The 23307-nt window shown below is 69.2% G+C and carries 18 protein-coding genes and 1 other annotated feature; of the genes, 8 read left to right on the forward strand and 10 right to left on the reverse strand.

What is annotated here, in order from left to right:
- The first annotated feature begins 8 nt into the window (after positions 1 to 8).
- From DT073_RS02610 to DT073_RS02625, 4 genes are all read left to right on the forward strand, one after another.
- On the forward strand, positions 9 to 1025 hold the full coding sequence (locus DT073_RS02610; protein ID WP_240638702.1) for a hypothetical protein: 1017 nt from the start codon (positions 9 to 11) through the stop codon (positions 1023 to 1025).
- The gene (locus DT073_RS02615) at positions 1022 to 2233 is read left to right on the forward strand and encodes a hypothetical protein (RefSeq protein ID WP_124291983.1); all 1212 of its coding nucleotides are present in this window, start codon (positions 1022 to 1024) and stop codon (positions 2231 to 2233) included. The genes DT073_RS02610 and DT073_RS02615 overlap by 4 nt, the downstream gene beginning before the upstream one ends.
- A gap of 117 nt (positions 2234 to 2350) precedes the next feature.
- On the forward strand, positions 2351 to 3388 hold the full coding sequence (locus tag DT073_RS02620; protein WP_124291984.1) for an NAD(P)-dependent alcohol dehydrogenase: 1038 nt from the start codon (positions 2351 to 2353) through the stop codon (positions 3386 to 3388).
- A gap of 347 nt (positions 3389 to 3735) precedes the next feature.
- Positions 3736 to 4224: an FBP domain-containing protein gene (locus tag DT073_RS02625; RefSeq protein ID WP_124294309.1), complete on the forward strand. Its 489-nt coding sequence runs from the start codon at positions 3736 to 3738 to the stop codon at positions 4222 to 4224.
- A 119-nt stretch (positions 4225 to 4343) separates the two neighbouring features.
- Here the strand turns inward: DT073_RS02625 and DT073_RS02630 are convergent, their stop codons facing one another.
- The 6 genes from DT073_RS02630 to DT073_RS02655 form a co-directional block, all read right to left on the reverse strand.
- Positions 4344 to 4742, reverse strand: coding sequence for a DUF779 domain-containing protein (locus DT073_RS02630; protein WP_124291985.1), 399 nt, complete (start codon positions 4740 to 4742; stop codon positions 4344 to 4346).
- 106 nt (positions 4743 to 4848) lie between these two features.
- Positions 4849 to 6399, reverse strand: coding sequence for an acetaldehyde dehydrogenase ExaC (gene exaC, locus DT073_RS02635; protein ID WP_124291986.1), 1551 nt, complete (start codon positions 6397 to 6399; stop codon positions 4849 to 4851).
- A gap of 84 nt (positions 6400 to 6483) precedes the next feature.
- A complete protein-coding gene (locus DT073_RS02640; RefSeq protein ID WP_124291987.1) occupies positions 6484 to 7827 on the reverse strand; it encodes a GAF domain-containing protein in 1344 nt (447 codons plus the stop codon).
- A gap of 71 nt (positions 7828 to 7898) precedes the next feature.
- The gene (locus DT073_RS02645) at positions 7899 to 8225 is read right to left on the reverse strand and encodes a VOC family protein (RefSeq protein ID WP_240638703.1); all 327 of its coding nucleotides are present in this window, start codon (positions 8223 to 8225) and stop codon (positions 7899 to 7901) included.
- 185 nt (positions 8226 to 8410) lie between these two features.
- Positions 8411 to 9841 carry a CCA tRNA nucleotidyltransferase gene (locus DT073_RS02650; RefSeq protein WP_124291988.1) on the reverse strand — a complete coding sequence of 477 codons (1431 nt, stop codon included), beginning with the start codon at positions 9839 to 9841 and terminating at the stop codon, positions 8411 to 8413.
- A 22-nt stretch (positions 9842 to 9863) separates the two neighbouring features.
- Positions 9864 to 11453: a DUF7059 domain-containing protein gene (locus DT073_RS02655; RefSeq protein ID WP_124291989.1), complete on the reverse strand. Its 1590-nt coding sequence runs from the start codon at positions 11451 to 11453 to the stop codon at positions 9864 to 9866.
- A 175-nt stretch (positions 11454 to 11628) separates the two neighbouring features.
- On the opposite strand from DT073_RS02655, the gene DT073_RS02660 reads away from it, so the two are divergent.
- The 4 genes from DT073_RS02660 to trxA all read left to right on the forward strand — a co-directional run bounded on the left by DT073_RS02660 (position 11629) and on the right by trxA (position 17054).
- Complete coding sequence (locus DT073_RS02660) at positions 11629 to 13944, forward strand: DUF6049 family protein (RefSeq protein WP_124291990.1); 2316 nt, start codon at positions 11629 to 11631, stop codon at positions 13942 to 13944.
- Positions 13941 to 15560 (forward strand): murein biosynthesis integral membrane protein MurJ, encoded by a 1620-nt coding sequence (gene murJ, locus DT073_RS02665; RefSeq protein WP_124291991.1) that lies wholly within the window; start codon positions 13941 to 13943, stop codon positions 15558 to 15560. The genes DT073_RS02660 and murJ overlap by 4 nt, the downstream gene beginning before the upstream one ends.
- Positions 15561 to 15658: 98 nt before the next feature.
- Positions 15659 to 16642 carry a thioredoxin-disulfide reductase gene (gene trxB, locus DT073_RS02670; protein WP_124291992.1) on the forward strand — a complete coding sequence of 328 codons (984 nt, stop codon included), beginning with the start codon at positions 15659 to 15661 and terminating at the stop codon, positions 16640 to 16642.
- A gap of 88 nt (positions 16643 to 16730) precedes the next feature.
- On the forward strand, positions 16731 to 17054 hold the full coding sequence (gene trxA / locus DT073_RS02675; protein WP_124291993.1) for a thioredoxin: 324 nt from the start codon (positions 16731 to 16733) through the stop codon (positions 17052 to 17054).
- 1328 nt (positions 17055 to 18382) lie between these two features.
- Here the strand turns inward: trxA and DT073_RS02685 are convergent.
- From DT073_RS02685 to DT073_RS02700, 4 genes are all read right to left on the reverse strand, one after another.
- A protein-coding gene (locus DT073_RS02685) for an IS3 family transposase (RefSeq protein ID WP_240638678.1) occupies positions 18383 to 19647 on the reverse strand; the annotation gives its coding sequence in 2 pieces (ribosomal slippage) (positions 18383 to 19356 and positions 19356 to 19647; 1266 coding nt in all).
- Positions 19235 to 19363: a sequence feature (AL1L pseudoknot), on the reverse strand. Its footprint overlaps the gene before it by 129 nt.
- A 616-nt stretch (positions 19648 to 20263) precedes the next feature.
- Positions 20264 to 20611: a tryptophan synthase subunit alpha gene (locus tag DT073_RS02690; protein WP_124291995.1), complete on the reverse strand. Its 348-nt coding sequence runs from the start codon at positions 20609 to 20611 to the stop codon at positions 20264 to 20266.
- A gap of 58 nt (positions 20612 to 20669) precedes the next feature.
- Positions 20670 to 21722 carry a ParB/RepB/Spo0J family partition protein gene (locus tag DT073_RS02695; protein WP_124291996.1) on the reverse strand — a complete coding sequence of 351 codons (1053 nt, stop codon included), beginning with the start codon at positions 21720 to 21722 and terminating at the stop codon, positions 20670 to 20672.
- Positions 21722 to 22681 carry a ParA family protein gene (locus DT073_RS02700; protein ID WP_124291997.1) on the reverse strand — a complete coding sequence of 320 codons (960 nt, stop codon included), beginning with the start codon at positions 22679 to 22681 and terminating at the stop codon, positions 21722 to 21724. The genes DT073_RS02695 and DT073_RS02700 overlap by 1 nt, the downstream gene beginning before the upstream one ends.
- Positions 22682 to 23307: the final 626 nt, after the last annotated feature.

Below are 23307 nucleotides of genomic sequence, written 5' to 3' on the forward strand. Positions count from 1 at the left end.
CTGGCGCCGTGGCGCGGACACCGATGGAATGGACCGGGGATGTCGTGGCGGGAGCCTGGCTGCGCGACCGACTCGACGCCGACGGCCCGGAGTGGGGCGCGACCATGCACGCCTGGGTGCCGCGCGGGTACGAGGCCTATGCGCGCATCTTCCACCCGGCTGACCGTGATCGCCCCGTCGGGCGCTCCTGGCCGCCGCTTCCCTACGGTCGCCACCACCGGGAGTGGGCGGCCTTCCAGGCCGACGCACCGCAGATCGACGCCGAGCGGGTGAGCTGGGCCACCGTGGCCGAGGCCTTCGGCACCACCATGCACGCCCAGGCGCAGTGGCACGGCGTCGTCGGCTCCCGTGAGGTCGAGGGTGAGGACGGGCCGAGGGATGCCGCGGGCTGGCGCTACTCCGATCCGCCGACGGGTGAGCTTCCCAGCGACCTCGTCGCCGCCGCGACCCGGACGCTGCTCGCACACACCACCACCCCGGCCGACGGGTTCGTCGCGCTGTGGGAGGGATGGGGTGGGCTCGTCGGACACCTCGGATACGGTCCATCGCGCGTGCTCTTCACCGCCGCCGGCGAGGCCATCGATCCGACGACTGATCGGCACGCGAACTTCCTCGCGACATCCGCGCGCGACCAGTTCAACGACGTGTTCCGGAAGCCCTCGTGGCAGCCGGGCATCCTCGACGACGAGGTGTCTCGCGGCGCACGCCTGCGTCTGCCGAACCGCGACCACGTGCTGTTCCACGCCGACCTCACCCTGCTGGCCGACCCGGCGTGGCCGTGGCAGGTGCCGTGGCGCGACACCGCGCTGGAGGCGCCCGGCGGCGCGGCATCCGCTCTGTCGCCGAGTCTTGTGTGGCCGGCCGACCATGCCTGGGTCCTCGCGACCGAGGTCGACGCCGACTCCACGTTGATCGCAGGCTCGGCTGCGGCGATCCGCGCGGTGTGCACCGACGCGTGCCTGGAAGCATGGTCGATCGACGAAGGCGCCGACCTGTCGTGGGGCGGCGATGAGGTGAACCGATGACGGCACCGCGGGATGGGGTGATGAGAAGGTCGTACCCGTTCGACGCCGGCCCGCTCGTGCAGCCGGTCGACGGGCGAGCGGTGCGGGAGTTCGCGAGGCGCCTTCGCGCAGAGGGCCGCGTCACCAGCATGTTCGGCTCGCCGCAGGCGATCATCGGATTCGTCGTCGCCGGCGTGGTGCTGCTGATCGTGGGGTCGTCGTTCCTCAGTGTGATCGCGGGGATCGTGTTCGCGCTGGCGCAGAGCAACGGCCTCGCGGCTGCGGTCGCCGCGCTCGTGCCGACGGTGTTCGTGATCGGAGCGATCGCGCTGGCGATCGTGCTCATCATCCGTGCGGTGCAGGGCTCCGCCGAGCGCTGGTACCGCCTCGACGGGTTCGCCCGGGCGAACGGCATGACCTACGTGCCGCAGTTCGGCTCGCCCGGCCTTCCCGGCATGATCTTCTCCCAGGGACGGTCGCGCCAGTCGACCGACCTGGTGCGCGGCGACCGGCCCCGGTTCGTGGAGTTCGCGAACTACCGCTACGTCACCGGGTCGGGAAAGAACCAGACCACCCACAAGTGGGGCTACGTGGCCGTGAAGCTCGACGTGCCGCTGCCGCACATCGTCCTCGACGCCACCGGCAACAACGGACTGTTCGGATCGAACCTGCCGCTCACCTTCGACCGAGATCAGCGTCTCGGTCTCGAGGGCGACTTCGACCGCTACTTCTCCCTCTTCTGCCCGGCCGGCTACGAGCGCGACGCCCTCTACCTGTTCACTCCCGACATCATGGCCCGGTTCATCGACAACGCCGCCGCTCTCGACGTCGAGATCGTCGACGACTGGCTCTTCCTCTACGCCAAACGCGACTTCTCCACCCTCGACCCCGCCACCTGGGCCTGGCTGTTCTCCGTCGTCGGTGCCCTGCTCGACAAACTCGCCCAGTGGGCGCGCTGGCGCGACGAGAGACTCGGCGACGCGGCCGCGCATGCTGCCCACGCTGCGGCCGCAGCATCCGCTCTCCCCCCGTCCGGATCGTCGGCACCCGCCGCGACCGCCGTCCCGTTCGCGGTGCCGCCGGCGGCGCTGCGTCCTCCGCCCGGGGTCGCCGCCCCCGGGCGGCGCCTGAAGCGCGGGGTGCCGTGGGTCGCAATCATCGTCTTCGGCGTGATCGGGCTGTTCTGGCTCATCGGTCAGACGGGATTCCTCGGCCTGTTCTTCCGCTGACCCGCGGGTGTCCACCTTCTCCCGTTCTCGGGTGCACTCAGCGGGAGAAGGGGTGGTGGGGAGTCCCGCGACGGCGGAGAGTGGGGGTGAAGAGACCACCTCGAGCAAGGAGGCGCCATGAAGGCCGTGCAGTATCGCGAGATCGGAAGGGGGCCCGAGGTCGTCGAGATCGACGTTCCCGAGCCGGGGCCCGGCGAGATCCGGCTGAAGGTGACGGCGGCCGGGCTCTGCCACTCCGACTGGTTCCTCATGGATCTGCCCGAGGAGCAGTACATCTACGGCCTTCCGCTCACGCTCGGTCACGAGGGCGCCGGCATCGTCGACAAGCTCGGCGACGGTGTCTCGGGAGTCGAGGTCGGCGGCGCGTACGCGGTGTACGGCCCCTGGGGATGCGGCCTCTGCCACGCCTGCGCGCAGGGCGCGGAGAACTACTGCCCGAACGCCGCCGACCTCGGCATCGCCCCTCCCGGGCTCGGGGCCCCCGGCGCCATGGCCGAGTACATGATCGTCGACGATCCGCGTCACCTGGTGCCGCTCGGCGATCTCGATCCGGTCGAGTTCGTGTCGCTGACGGATGCCGGCCTGACGCCGTACCACGCGATCCGAGCCGCACAGCACAAGCTCTACCCGGGCGCCACGGCGGTGGTGATCGGGGCAGGCGGTCTCGGGCACGTGGGCATCCAGATCCTCCGTGCGATCTCGGCCGCTCACGTCATCGCCGTCGACCTCAACGACGACAAGCTCGCCCTGGCCGCCGAGGTCGGCGCGCACGAGACGCTGGTGTCGGGGCCGGACACGGCGGTGCGCATCCGCGAGCTGACCGGCGGACGCGGAGCGGAGGCGGTCTTCGACTTCGTCGGTGCGCAGCCGACGCTGGACATGTCGCGTGAGGTCGTCGCGATCGACGGGTACATCCACATCGTCGGGATCGGCGGCGGGGTGCTCCCCACGGGGTTCTTCTCCACACCGTTCGGCGCGGCCGTCCGGGCGCCGTACTGGGGAACACGGTCGGAGCTGCAGGAGGTGTTCGACCTCGCCCGGGTCGGCGAGGTCTCGGTGCACGTCGAGCGCTACGGCATCGACGACGCTGTCGCCGCCTACCGGAGGCTCCACGAGGGCACGGTGCGAGGGCGCGCGGTCGTCGTTCCGAGCTGAACCCGGGCGCAGCGGCAGATCGGCGCTGCGCGCGACCGCGGGGATGGCGGACAACGCCGTGGGAGGGATGCCGCGGCGCGGCGAGTCGGCCCCGACCCCCGTGGTTGCGACCGACCCGAGAAGTCGCATGCTCCCGGAGCGTCCGGCCGAGGCCGGGGTTAGGGTATTGCGGTGCAGATTCGTGTGACGCCCGCGGGGCGTGAGGAGGTCGCCGGCGCTCTGTGCGCCGAGCGGAGGTAGTCGTGCGCGCCGCGAAGAAGCGGCGCCGACGCCTCTTCTTCGCGGGCGGTCTGCCCGCGGCATCCGATTCCGCTCGCTCGAGCGAGCCGCACACGAAAGCCGTGACTATGCACGCACTCACCGAGAAGGACATCCGCGCGTCCTTCGTCAACGCCTCGCAGCGCGAACGCGCCGCCGTCGTCATGCCCGATCTCGCGGAGATCGACTGGGCCGAACGCGACTTCCTCGGCTGGCGTCCGCCGAAGACGCCGCTTGCCGCCTACGCGGTGATCCCCGTCGACGACGACCTCATCGGGATCGTCCTCCGCCAGACCGAACAGCGCACGCTCGCTCGCACCCAGTGTGCATGGTGCGAGGACGTGACCCTTCCGAACGAGGTCGTGCTCTTCAGCGCGAAGCGCGCCGGGCGCGCGGGGCGCAACGGCAACACAGTCGGAACGCTCGTCTGCGAACACTTCGAGTGCTCGCAGAACGTCCGCCGGCTGCCGCCGCCCGCCTATCTCGGCTTCGACGTCGAGGCGGCCCGGGCGCGCCGGATGGAGGCGCTGCGCCTGCGCATCACCGACTTCGCGCGCGACCTCCGCGACAACACCTGACGCCCATCCGCTCGCCGAGAGTGCACCTGGGCGCCGAGAGCGCGGGGTTCACCCGCATTCTCGGCGCGCCGATGCACTCTCGCGGATGAGACCGGCGAGGGCGGGGCTCGGTGCCGCGATCAGGCCGACGGGGCGAGACCGAACGCCTCCAGTTCGGCGTCCACGAGCATGCGGGAGCGGATGATGAAACGGTGGCCGGTCGGCCCCTCGACGCTGAAGCCCGCGCCCCGGCCGGGCACCACGTCGATGGTGAGGTGGGTGTACTTCCAGTACTCGAACTGCGCCTCGGAGATGTAGACCTCGATCGGCTCGTCGAGCCCCACCTCGAGCGAGCCCAGGTGCACGTCGCTGGGACCGATGAGGAACATGCCGACCGGGTAACACATCGGTGCGCTGCCGTCGCAGCATCCTCCCGACTGATGGAACATCAGCGGGCCGTGCTGCGCGGTGAGGGTGCGCAGCAGGCTCGCCGCCGCGTCGGTGACGGCCACGCGGCTGTGCGGCTTCGGTTCGCTCATCGATCTCTCCTTTCGGGCGTTTCGTCTCGCTGCGCTCGCTCAACGACTGGGCGGGGGACCGGTCGTTGAGCGAGCCGCGAAGCGGCGAGACGAGACGCCGCCGGGTTCAGAAGAAGCCCATCGCGCCTTCGGCGTACGACACCAGCAGGTTCTTCGTCTGCTGGTAGTGGTCGAGCATCTTCAGGTGGTTCTCGCGACCGATGCCCGACTGCTTGTATCCGCCGAACGCCGCGTGCGCGGGGTACTGGTGGTAGGTGTTCGTCCAGACCCGGCCGGCTTCGATCGCGCGGCCCGCGCGGTAGGCGATGTCGCCCGAACGGCTCCACACCCCGGCGCCCAGGCCGTAGAGGGTGTCGTTGGCGATGTGGATCGCGTCGTCGAAGTCGTCGAACGAGGTGACCGAGACGACGGGACCGAAGATCTCCTCCTGGAAGATCCGCATGTCGTTCGTCCCCTCGAAGACCGTGGGCGCGACGTAGTAGCCCTCGGACAGGTCGCCGCCGAGGTCGACGCGCTCGCCGCCGGTGAGCAGCTTCGCACCGCCGGCCTTCCCGATGTCGATGTACGACAGGATCTTCTCCAGCTGGTCGTTCGACGCCTGCGCGCCGATCATCGTCGCCGGGTCGAGGGGATTCCCCTGCACGATCTTCGACACCCGGTCGAGCCCGTCTCCGAGGAAGCGGTCGTAGATCGAGCGCTGGATCAGCGCACGCGACGGACAGGTGCAGACCTCGCCCTGGTTGAGCGCGAAGAACGTGAAGCCCTCGAGCGCCTTGTCGTAGTAGGCGTCATCGGTGGAACGGGCGACGTCCTCGAAGAAGACGTTGGCGCTCTTGCCCCCGAGTTCCAGCGTGACCGGGATGAGGTTCTGCGACGCGTACTGCATGATGAGGCGCCCGGTGGTGGTCTCGCCGGTGAAGGCGACCTTGCGGATGCGCTTGTGCTGCGCGAGCGGCGCCCCCGCCTCGATGCCGAAGCCGTTGACGATGTTCACCACCCCCGCCGGCAGCAGATCGCCGATGATCTCGAACAGGAACAGCAGGGATGCCGGGGTCTGCTCCGCCGGCTTCAGCACGACGCAGTTGCCCGCGGCGAGGGCCGGAGCGAGCTTCCACGTCGCCATGAGGATCGGGAAGTTCCAGGGGATGATCTGCCCGACCACACCCAGAGGTTCGTGGAAGTGATAGGCGACGGTGTCTTCGTCGAGCTGGCTGAGCGAGCCCTCCTGTGCCCGCAGCACACCGGCGAAGTAGCGGAAGTGGTCGACGGCGAGCGGGATGTCGGCGGCGAGCGTCTCGCGGACGGGCTTGCCGTTTTCCCACGTCTCGGCGACGGCGATCTTCTCGAGGTTCTCCTCGATGCGGTCGGCGATCTTGTTGAGGATCACAGCGCGCTCGGCCGGCGTCGTCCGCTTCCAGCCCTCGAACGCCCGCCACGCGACATCCACCGCCCGGTCGATGTCTTCGGAGGTGCCGCGCCCCACCTCGCAGAAGGGCTTGCCGTTGACGGGCGAGATGTTCTCGAAGTACTGGCCCTTGATCGGCTCGACGAACTCGCCCCCGATGTAGTGGCCGTACCGGGGTCGGTAAGCGGCCAGGGCGCCGCGCTGGCCGGGGGCGGCGTAGATGCTCGACACGCCTTCTTCGACGATGGTCATGGATGTCTCCTTCGACAGGTTCGCGACAGGTCGTCGTCGCGTGCCCCGACGCTAGGTCAGCGGAGGTTGCATCCGGTTGCGAGCTCACTCCTCGAGCTGCGCGACCCGAGCGACGAGGGCCGCCCGTTTCGGCGAGCGCGGCGGCAGCATCGAAAGGCACAGGCGCAGCACCTCGACGTCGTCGGCACCCGCAACGGTGTCGGCGTAAGCGAGGAGGACCTCGACGGACGCCTCGGCGAGCAGCGCTTCGCGCAGGGTCGAGGCGACCGTGTCGCGGAACTCCTCCACCCCCGGCGCGATCGAATCGGGCAGCACCTCGCCTCGATACGCCGACAGGGCCACCCGGTGGGCGCCGCGGTCGAGCAGCGACAGAAGGTGGTGCGCGTCGGTCTCGACGGCCGTCGTCAGACGGTACGGACGTGACGCGGGGACGAGGTCGGGCGAGATCTTCTCCAGCATCTTGCGCAGCCGCACCATCTCGGCGCGAAGCGTGACGACCGATTCGGCATCGCCGTAGACGAGCTCGCTCAGGCGCTCGGCCGAGAGGCCCTGCCGGTGGATGGCGAGGAGCAGCAGCAACTCGGCGTGACGGCCGCTCACTTCGGCGACGTTCTCGCTGTCACCGGCGCCGACCTCCAAGAGCGCCCGGTCGCGTCCGAGCACGCGCAGGGTGGCCCGGATGGGTGTCGGGCCGGCGGTGCGCGACCGCGGGCGCGGGCGCGGGGAGGGGGACGGATGCGACGGTGCCGCCCGCTCGCGCAGCCGAGCGATGAGCAACTCGCCCTCGATGGCTCGAGCCGCGGCATCCACCAACAGCTGCGCCTGCGGTGTCGCGGCTTCGGGCCCGCCGGTGACGTCGATCACCCCGAGGAGGCGCCGTGTCTCAGGGTCGTGCACCGGAGCCGCCGTGCACGACCACGGTTGCACGAGGCGGTTGAAGTGCTCGGCGCCGTGGATCTGCACCGAGCGGTCGAGGGCGAGGGCGGTGCCGGGGGCGGAGGTGCCCACCGCATCCTCCGACCAGTTCGCGCCCGCGACGAAGCCCATGTCTCCGGTGAGCGTCCGGATGCGGTGATCGCCGTCGACCCAGATGAGCCGGCCGGCGGCGTCACCGACCGCGACGATGACCCCCGACTCGGCGGCGCCGCCGGGGAGCAGCAGCCCGCGCACCATGTCGATGACCGACCCGAGCGGATGACTGCGCCGGTACTCCTCGAGCGCATCGGCGTCGAGGTCGAGCGGCGGAAGGTCCTCGGCTCCGACGAGACCCTGAAGCGAACGGCGCCATGACTCGCGCACGAGTGGGCGCACATCGTCGAGTCGGCGGTCAGCGGCGTTGCCGGCGAGCAGTTCTTCGTGCGCGCGCTCGATCAGCAGCCGCGTGGTCTCGGGCGAGACCTCGCGGCGCGACGACCACGACGATGTCACGCCGGCTCCGTTCGTCAGCGAGCGGTTGCCGCCAGTGTACGTCCGCGCATCGTCGCGGCGGGCAGCTGCTCTCACTCCCCCCGATCGCGCGCCAGGATCTGGAGATAGTGAGGGTTCTCCATGATCCCGAGGAGGTTGCCGAAGGGGTCGACCACCACCGCGGTACGGAATCCCTCTCCGCGGTCCATGACCGGCTGGTACAGCTGCGCGCCGAGATCAAGAAGCGACGCGAGGGATGTGTCGACGTCGTCCACGGCCCACTGCATGACGGCGCCCGCGGGGCCTTCGGGCATCGGCGGTCGGTACTGACCGTCGATGATGCCGAGCTCGTGTTCATCATCGCCGACCCGGAATTCGACGTATCCAGGCACGGTGTAGTACGGCTCGATACCGAGCACGTTCGCGTACCAGGCGCGCGCGGCCTCGAGATCGTCGGCGTCCTAGCTGATGGTGGCGAATCCTCGCAGCATGGCTCTCTCTTTCCTCGCCACCAGCATCCGCGCTGACCCGGTCAGATCCTGTCCGCGATACTCGCCGGGTTACGCGCCGGGCACCCCGAAGCGCTCGCGCGGCGCCTGACGCGTCAGGCCGAACGGGCCGCCCACCAGGCGCGGAGGCGCCGCTCGGCCTCCTCCTCGCCGAGCACCCCCTCGTCGAGACGCAGGTCGAGGAGGAACCGGTACGCCTCGCCGACCTCGCGGCCGGGGCGGATGCCGAGCACCGCCTGGATGCGATTGCCGTCGAGCTCAGGGCGCACCGCGTCGATCTCCTCCTGCTCGCGGAGGGCGGCGATGCGGTTCTCGATGTCGTCGTACGCCGAGGCGAGCCGCGCCGCCTTGCGGCGATTGCGGGTGGTGACGTCGGCCCGGGTGAGGATGTGCAGCCGCTCGAGCTCGGCGCCGGCGTCGCGCACGTATCGCCGCACGGCCGAATCGGTCCACGCGCCTTCGGCGTAGCCGAAGAAGCGCAGGTGCAGCTCGATCAACCGGGTCACCGTGGCGATGGTGTCGCTGTCGAATCGCAGCGACTGGAGGCGCTTGCGCGCCATGCGCGCACCCTTCACGTCGTGATGGTGGAAGGTGACGCCGCCGCCGGGCTCGAGCCGCCTCGTCGCGGGCTTGCCGATGTCGTGCAGCAGCGCCGCCAGGCGCAGCGGCACGTCGGGTGCGGCATCCGGGAACCGCTCCTGCTCGAGCTGGATCGTCTGACGCAGCACCGTCAGCGAGTGCTCGTAGACGTCCTTGTGGTGATGGTGCTCGTCGATCTCGAGGCGCAGTGCCGGCACCTCGGGGAGGAAGAGGTCGATCAGCCCGGTCTCGACGAGAAGACGGATGCCGCGCGCCGGGTCATCGGTCTGCAGCAACTTCACCAGCTCGCCCTGAATCCGCTCAGGGCTCACGATCGAGAGGGTGTCGCGCAATTCGGCCATCGCCGCCACGGTGTCGGCGTCGACGTCGAACGCCAGCTGCGACGCGAATCGGGCGGCCCGCAGCATCCGGAGCGGGTCATCGCCGAAACTCACCCGCGGGTCGCCGGGAGTGCGCAGCCGCCGACCGACGAGGTCTTCGACACCGCCGGTCGGGTCGACCAGGGTGCACGAAGGCACCCGGAGCGCCATCGCGTTCACCGTGAAGTCGCGCCGTGCGAGATCACCGTCGAGAGTGTCGCCGAATTCGACGGTGGGCTTGCGGGTGACGCCGTCGTAGCTGTCGGCGCGGTAGGTCGTGATCTCCACGCTCTCGCCCTGCACCTTCGCGCCGATCGTGCCGAAGGCGCGCCCGATATCCCACTGCGTGGAGCTGATGGGCATCACGATCCGCAGGATGTCGTCGGGCGACGCATCGGTGGTGAAGTCGAGGTCGTTCGTGCGCCGCCCGAGGAACGCGTCGCGCACCGGTCCCCCCACGATCGACAGCTCGCGGCCGGCGGCGTCGAACGCGGCGGCGAGGGTCGACACGACCGGTGATGCGGCGAGCGCGCTCAGGCGCGCAAGACCCTCGGCCATGTTGAGCATGGCTTCCACGATATCCGCCGACTTAGTCGGCGAACCGGAGGAAGCCGGTGAACAGCAGCTCCCGCACCCGGGGAAGCAGGTCTGCGCGCAAGGCGACCGGGTCGACCTCGAGCAATTCGGCGATCGCGTCGACGAGGGGTCCGACAGCCAGATCGCCGTCACTCGCGCCGACGAGGGCGGCGAGCGCGGGGTCGACGGGCACGACCCGCCCGAACCCTCCCCCCTGGTGCAGCTCGATGACGGTGGGCGCCTCTTCGCCGGGGCGGTGGTGGCGGGCCTCCGTCACGTCGGGCGCGACCCGGAGAACGGATGCCGCGAGCGCGGCGTCACCGGCGGGTCCGTCGCCGAGCGACACGAGCTGTGCATGCGCCGCGAGCGAGGCGGCGAGATCGGCACCGGTGGCCTCGGCCGTGCCGCGGACCCGCTCGTACCGCTCGAGCGTGACCCGCCACGACGGGGGCCGGTGCAGCAGGATGTAGCCGAATCCGACCTCGGTGACCCCGCGGCGGGCGAAGTCGTCGAGCCACGCCTCCATCAGTCGGGCGTACTCCGGCGTTCCGGGGGCCGTCCCTCCGTCGCGGATCCACAGTTCCGCATACGCCAAGGGGTCGAGGCGCTCGCGCTCGATCACCCAGGCGTCGAGGGCCACGGGCGCGTCTGCCACCCAGCCGCGAACCCGATCGAGACCGTCCTGACCATCGCGGTACTCCCAGTTGCCGAGCAGCTGCGCGACGCCGCCGGGAGCGAGATGCACCCCGAGCCCGGTGACCACCTCGGCGACGAGGGCATCGCCGACGAGCCCGCCGTCGCGGTACTCGTAGGCCGGCACCCCCTCGACGCGGGGGGTGATGACGAAGGGCGGGTTCGAGACGATCCGCTCGAACTGCTCGCCCGGCTCGAGGGGGTCGAAGAGGCTGCCGGCCCGGGTTTCCACCTCGGCGACATCGTTCAGAAGCGCATTCAGGCGGGTGAAGCGGAGGGCGCGCGCCGAGATGTCGGTCGCCACCACCCGGCGCACCCCGCGCCGGAGCCGAAGAGCCTGGATGCCGCAGCCGGTACCGAGATCGAGCCCGCGCTCGCCGCCGTGAACGGCATCGCCCGGCAGCTGCAAGCGCGCGAGCGTCTGTGACGCGCCGCCGACCCCGAGCACATGGCCCTCCGCGAGCGGACCCGCGAGGGCCGCCTCGTCGAGGTCGCTGGCGATCCACCATTCGCCCTCGCCGTGCTCGTCGACGAACGATTGGGGGCGGATGATCGCGAGCGGCTGCACCGCGGCATCCGATTCGTCCGTCGTCTTCACCAGCCCGAGAGCGACCAGTCCCTCGATGCCGGTGCGGGGGACGGATGCCGCGACGCGGCCCGCCCGCTCGGCGACGCCGAGCACGAAGAGGCGCCCGAGCACGGCGAGTGGATCGGTCCGGTCACCGAGGGCTGCCACCGCGGGGCCCCGCAGACCCCGGGCGATGGCGGTATCGGCCGTCGGTCCCCACGCGCCGCGGAGGGCCTCGGATGTGAAGCCGGCGGCACGCAGGTCGTCGGCGAGCGACCGGCAGCGCACCGGGTCGGGCTCGGGAAGCGGCGCGACGCTCGGGCGGGATCCGGGGAGTGGCATCTGCCCATTCAAGCCGATCGTCCGATTCACCCTCGAGCCATGCGATCAGCCGGTGCGCGCGCGACCGATCAGACGATGCGCGGAAGGGCATCGGCAACCTCGAAGGCCCGGACCGTAGAATCACACCCGGCCGCGGGTCTTCGGTCGCACACAGCGACTCCCGGGGCGACTATCTATGACGCTGAGCCCCTCCGAGTCGCGGGCGAGATCCCGACGCGGCACGCGCGCCCACTGGAGCGCGGCGGTCGCCGCGTTCGTGACCCTGCTGGCGCTGGTGGGAGCCCCGACGAGCGCGACCGCCTCGGCTGTCGCGGAGCCCGTATCGGCGACGCAGGGGCGTACCGCAGCCACCCCCGCTCCGACGCCGATCCCGTCGGACACCCCCACGCTCTCGGGCGAGGTGGCGCTCCGCCTCGCTCCCATCGGAGGCGGCGTGGTGGCTCCCGGTCAGTCGCTCACCGCCTCGGTGACCGTCGACAACGGCACCGAGCTCCCCACCGCCGGGGCCGAGGCCGTCCTCTCGGTCGGACTCGAGGCACTGCCGAACCGCGCCGCGCTCGACGCGTGGCTCGGGGGCACGGACGGCGCCACCGTGCAGGAGGCCGGAGGGGCACAGGTCGAGCCGGTGGCGTCCGGCGCTCGGCAGACGGTCGCCGTCACGGTCGCCGCCGATGACGCCGTCCTCGCCGGGAAGGCCCCCGGTGTCTACCCGGTCGCCGCCCGCGTCGCGGGCCCTGAGGGCGAGCTCGAGGCCCGCAGCGTCATCGTCGTGCCCGATCCCGCCGCCACCGCCGCCGTGGCCGCCGTGGTGCCGATCACCGCCCCCGCGCTCTCGGGCGGGCTTCTCACGGCCGACGAGCTCTCCACCCTCACCGCCCCCGGCGGCGATCTCGACGCGCAGCTCACCGGCGTCGAAGGGACCGCGGCCATCCTCGCGATCGATCCGGCCATTCCCGCCAGCATCCGCGTTCTCGGCGACAGTGCCCCTGAGCAGGCCGTCGAGTGGCTCGACCGCCTGCTGTCACTGCCGAACTCCCGATTCGCAACCCAGTTCGGCGACGCCGATGTGGCCACTCAGCTGCGTGCTGGGCTCACCGTGCCGCTTCAGCCGACGTCGCTGCTGTCGTACATGGACGCCGACGACTTCGCCCCGGGCGACGACGAGCCCGTGGAGGACGGCACTGACGACAGTGCCGGCGCGAACGGCCCGTCCGGTGCGCCGAGCGGCCAGGCATCCACCCCGGGAGCAGGCACCGCGACGCCCGGAGCGGGCTCCGCCACGCCGTCCGCCACCCCATCGGCGCCCGTCGACCCCTCCGCCCCCGTCTACCCCGACCTCGCCGAGCTGCTGTCGATCGGCAACGCGCGCGAGGCGGTGTACTGGCCCGCCGGCGACGCGGTCGCACCCGACACCGTCGCCGGACTCGCGCCGCTCGGCACCGAGAGCTCGCCGGCCCTCACGCTCGTGCCCTCCGACCGCACCGCCGCCGGCTCGGGTGGCGCGGCCGTGCCGGCACGAGGAGATGCGGGCGGGGCGGGCGTCCTCGTCTATGACAGCCGACTCTCCGACGCGCTGCAGACCGCCTCGCTCCTCGACGACGCCGTGCTGCGGGGCGCCGAACTCGCCACGGCGAGCGCCGAGCTCGCGTTCGCCAAGGCCGACGCGCCCGGAGCGGCCCTCATGGTGGCCTTCGACCGGTCGTCGGCCCGCTCCTACGTCGCCCTCGACACCGCGATCGCCGCGGCGCTCGAGGCGCCCGGCGTGACCGCCCTCTCCCTTCCGGGTCTCATCGCCGTGCCACCGACCACGACCGAGCTCGTCTCCCTCACCGACGATGAGGCCGCCCTCGAAGCCGAGCGCGCGGGGGCGACATCTGCCCTGATCGACGATGAAGCCCGCATCGGCCGGTTCTCGAGCATCATGGACGACCCCCAGCTGCTCACAGGACCCGAGCGCGCTGAGCTGCTCCAGCTTCTCGGGGTGTCGTGGCTGGCCACGCCCGCCGCTCGCACCCTCGCGGTCACCGAGCACCGCACCGCGACCGAGGAGACCCTCGCGTCGGTGGAGATGCTGCCGCCGAGCACCACGCAGCTCATCAGCGCCGACTCGGCGCTGCGTCCCTGGGTGCGCAACGACCTGCCGTGGCCGGTGAACCTCGAGCTGCGGGCGGCCCCTGACGATGTACGCCTCGACGTGCAGGAGGTGACGGCCTTCTCGGTTCCCGCCGGATCGAACGCCCGCGTCGAGATCCCCGTTCAAGCACGGCTGGGCAACGGCGAGGTGCAGGTCGACCTTCAGCTGCGAAGCCCCACTCTCGAGCCGATCGGACAGACGCAGTCGGTCGAGGTCGTCGTCAGCGCCGAGTGGGAGTCGATCGGACTGATCGTGCTGGCGGCATTCGTCGGGCTCTTCCTCGTCATCGGGGTGATCCGCACGGTCCGACGCCTTCACCGGCGTAAGGCCGCGGATGCCGCGGGCGGGGCCGCGTGAGCGGCATCGGGCGCGCAAGCGTCCTCATCGGAGCGGGAACGATCGTCTCGCGGGTGACGGGGCTCCTGCGCACCATCGTGCTCGTCGCGGCGATCGGTTCGGTCGGCAGCAAAGCCGCCGATGCTTTCACGATCGCCAATCAGCTCCCGAACAACATCTACGCGATCATCTCCACCGGCATCCTCACCGCTGTGATCGTGCCGCAGATCGTCCGGGCCAGCACCGACACCGACGGCGGACAGCGCTTCATCTCCAAGCTGTTCACCCTCGGCACCGTCGTGCTCCTCGTCACCACGGCGATCGCCCTCCTCGTCGCCCCGTGGCTGATCGCGCTCTACGCCGACGGCTTCACCGCCGATCAGCTCGCCCTCGCCACGGCCTTCGCCTACTGGTGTCTGCCGCAGATCTTCTTCTACGGCCTGTATGCGCTCGTCGGCGAGACCCTCAACGCCCGCCGCGTGTTCGGGCCGTTCACGTGGGCGCCGATCGTCAACAACGTCATCTCCATCGTCGGATTCGGCGTCTTCATCGCCGTGTTCGGCTCCAACCTCGAGTTCGTGAGCGAGTGGGACGCCACAAGGGTGGCCGTCCTCGGCGGCACCGCCACCCTCGGCATCGTGGTGCAGGCGGTGCTGCTGCTGGCGTTCTGGCGGCGCACCGGCATCCGCATCCGTCCTGACTTCTCTTGGCGCGGCGTCGGCCTCGGTCAGGTCGGGCGTCTTGCCGGTTGGACGTTCCTCATGGTGCTCGCGGGGCAGCTCGCCGGTCTCGTGCAGACCCGTGTGGTCTCCGAGGCGTCGGGTGCCGGCGCGTCGCTGACCGTCATGGCCAACGCGTGGCTGATCTTCATGCTGCCGTACTCGATCATCGTCATCTCGATCGGGACGCCGTACTTCACCCAGCTCAGCGAGCACGCGGCCGCAGGCCGCGAGGCCGAGGTGCGCGCCGACGTCGGGCGCAGCATCCGCACCCTCGGCTTCTTCATCGTGGTCGCAACCGCTGCCGTCGCGGTCGCCGCCGTGCCCGCCTCCCGGATCTTCACCAACTCCGCCGGCGACGCCGTCGAGGCGGCCTGGGTGCTGCTGGCCTATCTCGTCGGGCTCGTGCCGCTCGCGGTGCTGTTCACCATCCAGCGCACGTTCTACGCCTACAACGACACCCGGACCCCGTTCTTCTTCACCCTGTTCCAGTGCGGGATCGTCGTTGCGACGGCGTGGGCGGCGCGCGCGGCGTACGAGGCCGGCATCCTCCCCCTCGAAAGTCTCGCGGCCGCCGTCGCCCTCGGACAGTCGTTCGCGAGCCTCGTGCAGGTCATCATCGCCACGCTGCTGCTGCGGCGACGAGTCGGCGACATCCACGTGCGGGGATGGATGCTGTCGCTCGGCCGGTTCGCTCTCGCCGCCCTTCCCGCGGCGGCCGTCGGCTGGGGGGTGTTCCTCCTCCTGGGCGGGGTCGACGGGTGGACGGTGTCCGACCGGTTCCTCGGTGCTCTCGGCACGGTGGTGATCGGCGTCGTGGTGCTGGGCGTGTACGTCGGGGTGCTCGCGCTTCTGCGCGCGCCGGAGCTGACGCCGGCGCTGGGCATGGTGCGTCGTTTCCTGCCCGGCAGGCGCTGAGCTCGCCGCCGCGCTCCCTGTTGTTCACGTCCCGGCTGTGGAATGTCGGACGTCTACCATGTGTTGAGAACCCCGGAAGCAATCGAAAGGGGCGCGTCGTGCGTCACGTCATCATCATCGGATCGGGCCCTGCCGGCTACACGGCGGCCATCTACGCGGCCCGGGCCAACCTCGAACCTCTCGTCATCGCCAGCTCGGTCGAGGCGGGCGGCGAGCTGATGAACACCACCGAGGTGGAGAATTTCCCCGGGTTCCCCGAGGGCATCCAGGGCCCCGAGCTCATGGCCAAGATGCAGGAGCAGGCCGAGAAGTTCGGCGCCGAGGTCGTCTACGACGACGTCGTGTCGCTCGAGCTCGACGGCGACGTCAAGCGCGTCACCCTGGGAAGCGGTGCCTCGCACGAGGCGGAGTCGATCGTCTTCGCGACCGGATCGGCCCCCCGCAAGATCGGCATCGAGGGCGAGTCGCGCCTGTCGGGCCGTGGTGTCTCGTACTGCGCCACCTGCGACGGGTTCTTCTTCCGTGAGCGCGTCATCGCCGTCGTCGGTGGTGGCGACTCGGCCATGGAAGAGGCCACGTTCCTGACGAAGTTCGCCTCGAAGGTCTACGTCATCCACCGCCGCGACGAGTTGCGCGCCTCGAAGATCATGCAGGATCGCGCATTCAAGAACGACAAGATCGAGTTCGTGTGGAACAGCGAGGTCGTCGACATCCTCGGCGAGGAGGCCGTCACCGGTCTCGTCCTCGAGTCGACGCTCGACGGGTCGCGTCGTGAGCTCGCGCTCGACGGGATCTTCGTCGCCATCGGGTACGACCCGCGCGTGCACCTCGTGCACGGCAAGCTCGACCTCACCGACGCGGGAACCGTGTGGGTCGACGGCCGCTCCTCGCGCACCTCGGTGCCGGGCGTCTTCGCCGCCGGTGACGTCATCGATCCGACCTACCGCCAGGCCGTCACCGCGGCCGGCAGTGGCACGGTCGCCGCGCTGGATGTGGAGCACTACCTCGCCGCACTCGGCGAGGCCGGTGAGCCTGCGCCCGACGTCGCGGAGATCGACAACCTGCCGAGTGTGAACGCCTAGGAGGGGCGTACACATATGACGCAGGGGAACACAGCGCACCGCGCGTGCGTTTGATTGCACAGTTGGACTTGAGAAGAAGGAGACAGCTATGACCGCGAAGGCCACCACCTCCGCCACGTTCGAGCAGGATGTCCTGAAGGCCGACGGCCCCGTGCTCGTCGACTTCTGGGCCGAGTGGTGCGGACCGTGTCGCATGGTCTCGCCCGTTCTGGACCAGATCCAGGCCGAGAACCCCGAGAAGATCACGGTTCTGAAGCTCAACGTCGACGAGAACCCCGACCTTGCGATGAAGTACCAGATCACGTCGATCCCGGCGATGAAGGTCTTCAACAAGGGCGAGGTCGAGAAGACGATCATCGGCGCCAAGCCGAAGTTCGCGCTCGAGCAGGACCTGGCGTCCTACCTGTCCTGAGCTCTTCACAGCGACCGTCTCGTGCGCCGTCGCTACACCCCGACCCGTGGCCTGATCAGCGGACTGCCGATCCGCGTGCGCGACCCGTAACAGCGTGTCCCGCGCCACCTTCGCCCGCCGCCGCACCGCCTCACCGTCACCGGTACTGAGTACATCCATGACAGCGTCAAACCACGCCGAAGCACTCGGCCACGCCACCACACCGCTGTACGCTCCAGCCGGCGCCGGCAATGTCCAGCTCCTCGACGAGCGCGACACGCCGGTTGAGGTAACCCCAGCCCGGCGTCCACGGATATCTGCAGGTGCGATGAACGCACCTCCTCCCAAAGGGGTACGACAAAGGCCCGGTTCCCGCCGGGTGTGTGTTACATCGCTTCATCTGCTTGGGCGCCAACCACAGAGCAGAGGAAGCACAGGCTTCGAGGCCCGCCACTGGCGGGCCTCAACTGGTTAAGGCGAGTTGATAGGCAGCTCCCCGTCCTGGATTTCGACGGCCGGCCACCACGTCGGCACTCCTCGAACGTCGACCTCGATGTGATCAACGAGCTGTTCGAGGAAGTACGACGGGGAGACTTTTAAGTGCAGCGCCAGAGCCTCAACCCGCTCCTTAGCGCGCCGCTCAATCTCCCAGCCAGCCCGAATGGGGTCCACCATTGTGCCGCGTTTGCGACGATAGGGAGTCGGACCCTGGAGTGACATAGGGCCATGTAACCGTACGGACACCCTCCGGCTTGGGTGTGACACGCCGTCTTCCTGTACCCGTACGGGTGATGTTGACGGCAACGTCTCACGCTGCGCTTGGCCTCTGGGCGTTCTGAACGGCGCGGGCCGCGTTTCGGGCGGTAACGGCGCCTCGAAGATTCTGTACGAGTCCGGGCCGCGCCTGGCCTCTGACTCCGTCCGATCGCCCGTGTGGTGTCTACAGACCGTTGGATCCATTCAGCGAGCGTTACAAAACTCTAATCTTCTATCAGCAACCATTTTCCTGGACTTTTCCTGAGGGCCGTGCTTTCTAAGCGTGTTCGCGCCAAGGGTCCTCGCCCAGAAGCTTCGAGAAGTTCGTTTCCACCCCTGAGCTACGTGAAGTAGTCGTGCACTCCACGCTCCTTGGCGATGATCTGACGCGCCTACTTCTCTACGTCTAGAAGGCCTGCCAGCGATGGCGAGCGCAGCGGCATCCGCCGTGCAGCTCGAGCGCGACGTCGTTGATGGATGTTGCCAAGCGGGGGTCATCAGGGTGCGAGGACAGGGAATCATCGGTGCTGTTTGCGGTCTTGTGCTGGTGGTGACCTCAGTACATCCCAGCTCAGGAGTGAATCGCCCCGGGTTTAGTGGAGGGCGAGTTCTCCCAGCGCCGGCTGGCTCTGGGGGTTGACCTCACGGTAGTACTGGTTCTCCTTCTCGATCGGTGTGAGGTATCCGATCGATGAGTGCAGCCGATTCTCGTTGAACCAGTGCACCCAGGACAGCGTGGCGAGCTCGAGTTCGTCGGCTGTGCGGAACGGGCCGTCGATCTTCACGCACTCGGTCTTGTAGAGACCCACAACTGTCTCGGCGAGGGCGTTGTCGTAGGAGTCGCCGACCGTTCCGATCGATGCGATCGCGCCGACGTCGGCGAGGCGCTCGGCGTAGCGGATCGCGGTGTATTGCGATCCGGCATCCGAGTGCTGGATGACGCCGGTGACGTCCTGGCCCGCGCGGTCTCTGATCCAGAGAGCCATCTCGAGCGCATCCAACGGGAGGTCGGTGGGCATCCGGTTCATGGTCCGCCAGCCCACGATCCTGCGGGAGAACACGTCGGTGACGAACGCGGTGAACGCCATCCCCGACCACGTCGGAACATAGGTGAAGTCGACCACCCAGAGCTCGTTCGGCCGGTTCGCGCGGAAGCAGCGCTGCACGTGATCCGGCGGCCGGAATGCCGCCCCGTCCGCTTTGGTGGTGATGAACTGCTTGCCGCGGCGGATCCCGCGCAGCCCCTGCTGCCGCATGAGCCGTTCGACCGTGCAACGGGCCACGACGGTGCCCTGCCGTCGCAGCAGGTGCCAGACCTTCCGGGCGCCGCTGATCCCGCGGCCGAGCTTTCGGTCCCAGAACACCTTCTCGATCTGCACGATCATCTCCGCGTCGCTGATCGCCCGCGCCGACGGCGGCCGCTTTTTGAACGCGTAGTAACCGGACGGAGCGATCGGCACGGCATGCTCGCTGAGCACCCGGCAGATCGGCTCGACCCCGAACCGGTCACGATGATCGTCGATGAACTGAACTACCACGGCAGTCGCGGGTCGAGCTCCCGCGCGAAGAACGACGAGGCCGCCAACAGAATCTCGTTCGCCCTCTTCAACTCCCGGTTCTCCGCCTCGAGCTGCTTGATCCGAGCCGCATCACTCGTCGTCGTCCCGGGACGCTCGCCCGCGTCAATCGCGGCCTGCTTGCACCAACCCCGCAGCGTGTCGGAATTGACCCCGACACGCTGCCCGATCCGGACCACTGCCTGATTCAGCGACAGCTCCGGATCCTCCTTCCGGGCCTCAGCCACAAGCCGCATCGCACGCTCACGAAGCTCCGGCGGATACTTCCTCTGCGCTGGCATAGTCATCATCCTCTCGGGGAATCAGACCCTCCACGAGACCCGGGGCGATTCAGTCCCGGGCAACCCACGGCATCCGCCGCACCAGGTCAGCAGCCAGACGCTGCACCTCGAGACCGCGAGGAACCCGAAGACCTGAGAACCGCTTTGCTTTTGTCGATGCCGCCCGCCGCGAAGCGGTGGGCCTCAGCGTGCGCGAACGCGCGCGCGTTGGTGATTTTTCTGAAAGGTGAGAAGAGACGTTAACCCCCTTTGCAGGGGGTAGGTGGACACTTTCCACAGCGCGAGAATCATCACCGCGTTCAACAGAAGCTTCCGGGACGCGATAGCCGACAGGGAGCGTCAACGCCCGTGTCGATGCCGCCCGCACCTGGTACCCCCCATGATGCCCCGTCGCCTCCACTCGCTCCGCAGCGGTCAAGTACCGGCCCTCCACAACCGTCACCGCAAGGCCCAACGCCTCCAGCAGCAGCCGCGCCCGCTGCACCGTTTTCGCACTCATCCCCAGCTGCGCTCGAGAGCCCCGATCCCGCGTTCAACGTCGTGGATCGGGGCTTTCGTCGCTTCTCCCCGTCTATGCCGCGAGCGGCATAGAGTCCGGTCCGGCGTGTGACGACGCTCAGGACGCGTCGGCCTGCACCGATGCATCCCACCGGCGATAGGACGTCTCGGTGCCCAGGAGTCGCCAGACGGCACGCGTCAGCGGCGGATAGTCCAAAGCGATCTGCCGGAGAACCCGGTAATGGCGTGACGCGTTCAATCGCACTCCGCCATTGGCCTCGATGTGCTCGGCGCGGAGGGTGAAGACGACGAGTTCGTCGACCGTCGGAAGATCCTCCATGAAGTCCCACGGGTCTTCGCCCGCCCGGAGCCGTTCGGTGACGATCACCGACAACTCGTCCGAGGCTTCCGCCCGCAGGAGTTCGAGGCTGGCACGGCGGCGTGGTGAGCGGTCGTGAGATGTCACTCACCCAGCGTACGTGCCCTCCCTGACACTCGGCTCATCACAGTCCGAGGTTGTGGACTCAGCTGTCGCCGTAGCCGTTCTCGCCGAGCTCGGCGAGAATGCGGTTCAGGTCCTGAATACTAGCGAAATCGATGCTGATCTGGCCTTTTCGCGCGGTCAGCGAAATCTTCACGCGGGTGTTCAGGCGATCCCCGAGCCGTTCCGCCAGCTCGTCGAGATGGCCGCGGCGTGCGCCGGCCTTCGGGCGGGAGGTGCGGATCAGACCGGCATCCGTGAGCTTCGCAGCCGACTCGGCCGCGCGGACCGAGAGGTCCTCGTTCACGATCTTGTCAGCGAGGCGCTGCATCGCATCATCGTCGGGGAGGGAGAGGATGGCGCGGGCGTGCCCGGCGCTCAGCACGCCCGCCGCCACGCGCTGCTGAACCGGGACGGGCAGCTTGAGCAGGCGGATGGTGTTGCTGATCTGGGGACGCGACCGACCGATGCGGGCCGCGAGCTCCTCCTGGGTGATGCCGAAGTCTTCGAGGAGTTGCTGGTATGCGGAGGCTTCCTCGAGCGGGTTCAGCTGCGAACGGTGCAGGTTCTCGAGCAGCGCATCGCGGAGCAGGTGCTCGTCGGATGTGTCGCGAACCACCGCGGGGATGGTGGTGAGCCCCGCCTCGCGCGCTGCGCGGGTGCGCCGCTCCCCCATGATGAGTTCGTAGGAGCCATCGCCGAGGTCGCGGACGACGACCGGTTGGAGGACGCCGAACTCGCGAACGCTGTGTACGAGCTCTGCCAGATCGTCCGCGTCGAAGTGCGTTCGCGGCTGCCGAGGGTTCGGGACGATCGCGTGCGGGTCGACGTGCACGAGGCGGGCACCGGGCACCGCGACGAGGTTCGCGGCGTCGTCGTCCGAAGACGTCGGCGACGTGCCGTCACTCGAGGTGACGTCGCCGGTCGCGCCCGTTGCGGAATCAGCGTCCGGTGCGGCGTCGCCGGAATCGTCCGGGCGTTCCTCCACAGCGACAGCGCTGCGGGCGAAGAAGACGTCGGCGGGTCGTGACTCGCTGGGTTCACTGGTGGGGATCAGCGCGCCGATGCCGCGTCCGAGTCCTGTGCGCTTCGCCATCAGGCGTCTCCTTCATGCTGGGTGGTGCTTTCGCGGCGGAGGACCTCCACCGCTGCTTCGCGGTAGGCGACGGCGCCTGCGGACTGGCCGTCGTAGGCGATGACGGTCTGCCCGAAGCTCGGCGCCTCCGATACGCGGACAGAGCGGGGAATCACCGTCTGCAGCACCTCCTTCGGGAAGTGCTGCCGAACTTCCTCGGCGACCTGCTGCGCGAGACGGGTGCGCCCGTCATACATCGTCAGCATGATGGTCGAGAGGTGCAGGCGCGGATTCAGGTGCTTCTGGATCATCCTCACCGTGCCGAGCAGCTGGCTCAGTCCCTCGAGTGCGTAGTACTCGCACTGAATGGGGATCAGGAGCTCATGCCCGGCCGCGAAGGCGTTGATGGTCAGCAACCCGAGCGAGGGGGGGCAGTCGATCAGAACGAAGTCGAGGTGCTCGGTCGTTGTGGCGAGGAAATCATCGACGGCCGTGCGGAGCCTGTGTTCTCGCGCGACCTGCGACACCAGCTCGATCTCGGCGCCGGCGAGGTGGATCGTACTCGGCGCGCAAAGGAGGTTGTCGGACTCAGGACTCGTCTGAATGATATCCGCGAGAGGAAAGTCGTCGATGAGGACGTCGTAGATGCTCGGCGTATCCGCGTCATGCGGGACACCGAGGGCCGTGGAGGCGTTTCCCTGCGGATCGAGGTCGATGACGAGAACCCGTGCACCGAGAGATGCGAGCGCAGCGGCGAGGTTGACCGTTGTTGTCGTCTTCCCGACGCCGCCCTTCTGGTTTGCGACCGTGAACACACGGGTCTTCCCTGAGAAGTGGACGTCGACACTCTCCAGTCGTCGGCGTCGAGCCGTGAGGTCGGCGAGTTCTCGCGCGAGGGGTGTGTCGTCGAAAGTGACGGATGCTGCGGGCGTCCGGTTCTCGGCGTGTTCCACGTGAAACGCTCCGCTCGCTTCGTTCATCACTCGTTCCACTCTAATCGCGAATCCTGACATCCCCTGACGCCCCTCCGCCTCGCCGCAACCCGGCAACGTCCCATTTTCGGTGGTCGCGTAGGCGGCAGAGCCGCGGTATCGCGACCCGACGTCGGCATTCGAGGAGGTGGCACGCCCGCCGTATCGAGACCCGTTTCCGCCGGCGCCCAGCATCTGCGCTGTCGGCCGCGTTTCACGTGAAACGCCGGAGTACCGGCGCTGATCAAGTGGCGGCCCTGCGGCCGCATCGAGACCCGTAGACGTCCGACTGCTCGGTGGTCGAGTAGGCGGCGCGGTCGCCGTATCGAGACCCTCGCCGGCCCAGGCGCAAGCTCAAGGTTGCCTGGGCGTTTCACGTGAAACACCACGCCGAGCGCGGGGGCCGAGTAGACGGCGCGACTACCGTAGCGAGGTCGATGGGCTTCGCACCACTTGGTGGCCGGGTACGCCGCGCAGCCGCCGTACTGAGCCCCGCGCCGCCCAGGCGCGAGGCCGAATGTGACGGGATCATGTTTCACGTGAAACATCGCACTGTATGCGGGGTCGGAGCAGACGGCGCGACCGCCGTAGCGATATCGGGGCTTCCCACCCCTCGATGGCCGGGCAGCCCGCGC

The sequence above is a fragment of the Microbacterium sp. ABRD28 genome, from assembly GCF_003850245.1.
Lineage (GTDB): Bacteria > Actinomycetota > Actinomycetes > Actinomycetales > Microbacteriaceae > Microbacterium.

Excerpts from the sequence above, each read along its gene's own strand:
- DT073_RS02630 (WP_124291985.1), bottom strand. The coding sequence starts at position 4,742 with ATGAGCGAACCGAAGCCGCACAGCCGCGTGGCCGTCACCGACGCGGCG.
- DT073_RS02615 (WP_124291983.1), top strand. The coding sequence starts at position 1,022 with ATGACGGCACCGCGGGATGGGGTGATGAGAAGGTCGTACCCGTTCGAC.
- DT073_RS02695 (WP_124291996.1), bottom strand. The coding sequence starts at position 21,722 with ATGGCGAAGCGCACAGGACTCGGACGCGGCATCGGCGCGCTGATCCCC.
- DT073_RS02655 (WP_124291989.1), bottom strand. The coding sequence starts at position 11,453 with ATGCCACTCCCCGGATCCCGCCCGAGCGTCGCGCCGCTTCCCGAGCCC.
- DT073_RS02620 (WP_124291984.1), top strand. The coding sequence starts at position 2,351 with ATGAAGGCCGTGCAGTATCGCGAGATCGGAAGGGGGCCCGAGGTCGTC.
- trxA (WP_124291993.1), top strand. The coding sequence starts at position 16,731 with ATGACCGCGAAGGCCACCACCTCCGCCACGTTCGAGCAGGATGTCCTG.
- DT073_RS02625 (WP_124294309.1), top strand. The coding sequence starts at position 3,736 with ATGCACGCACTCACCGAGAAGGACATCCGCGCGTCCTTCGTCAACGCC.
- DT073_RS02660 (WP_124291990.1), top strand. The coding sequence starts at position 11,629 with ATGACGCTGAGCCCCTCCGAGTCGCGGGCGAGATCCCGACGCGGCACG.
- DT073_RS02650 (WP_124291988.1), bottom strand. The coding sequence starts at position 9,841 with ATGCTCAACATGGCCGAGGGTCTTGCGCGCCTGAGCGCGCTCGCCGCA.
- DT073_RS02700 (WP_124291997.1), bottom strand. The coding sequence starts at position 22,681 with ATGAACGAAGCGAGCGGAGCGTTTCACGTGGAACACGCCGAGAACCGG.
- exaC (WP_124291986.1), bottom strand. The coding sequence starts at position 6,399 with ATGACCATCGTCGAAGAAGGCGTGTCGAGCATCTACGCCGCCCCCGGC.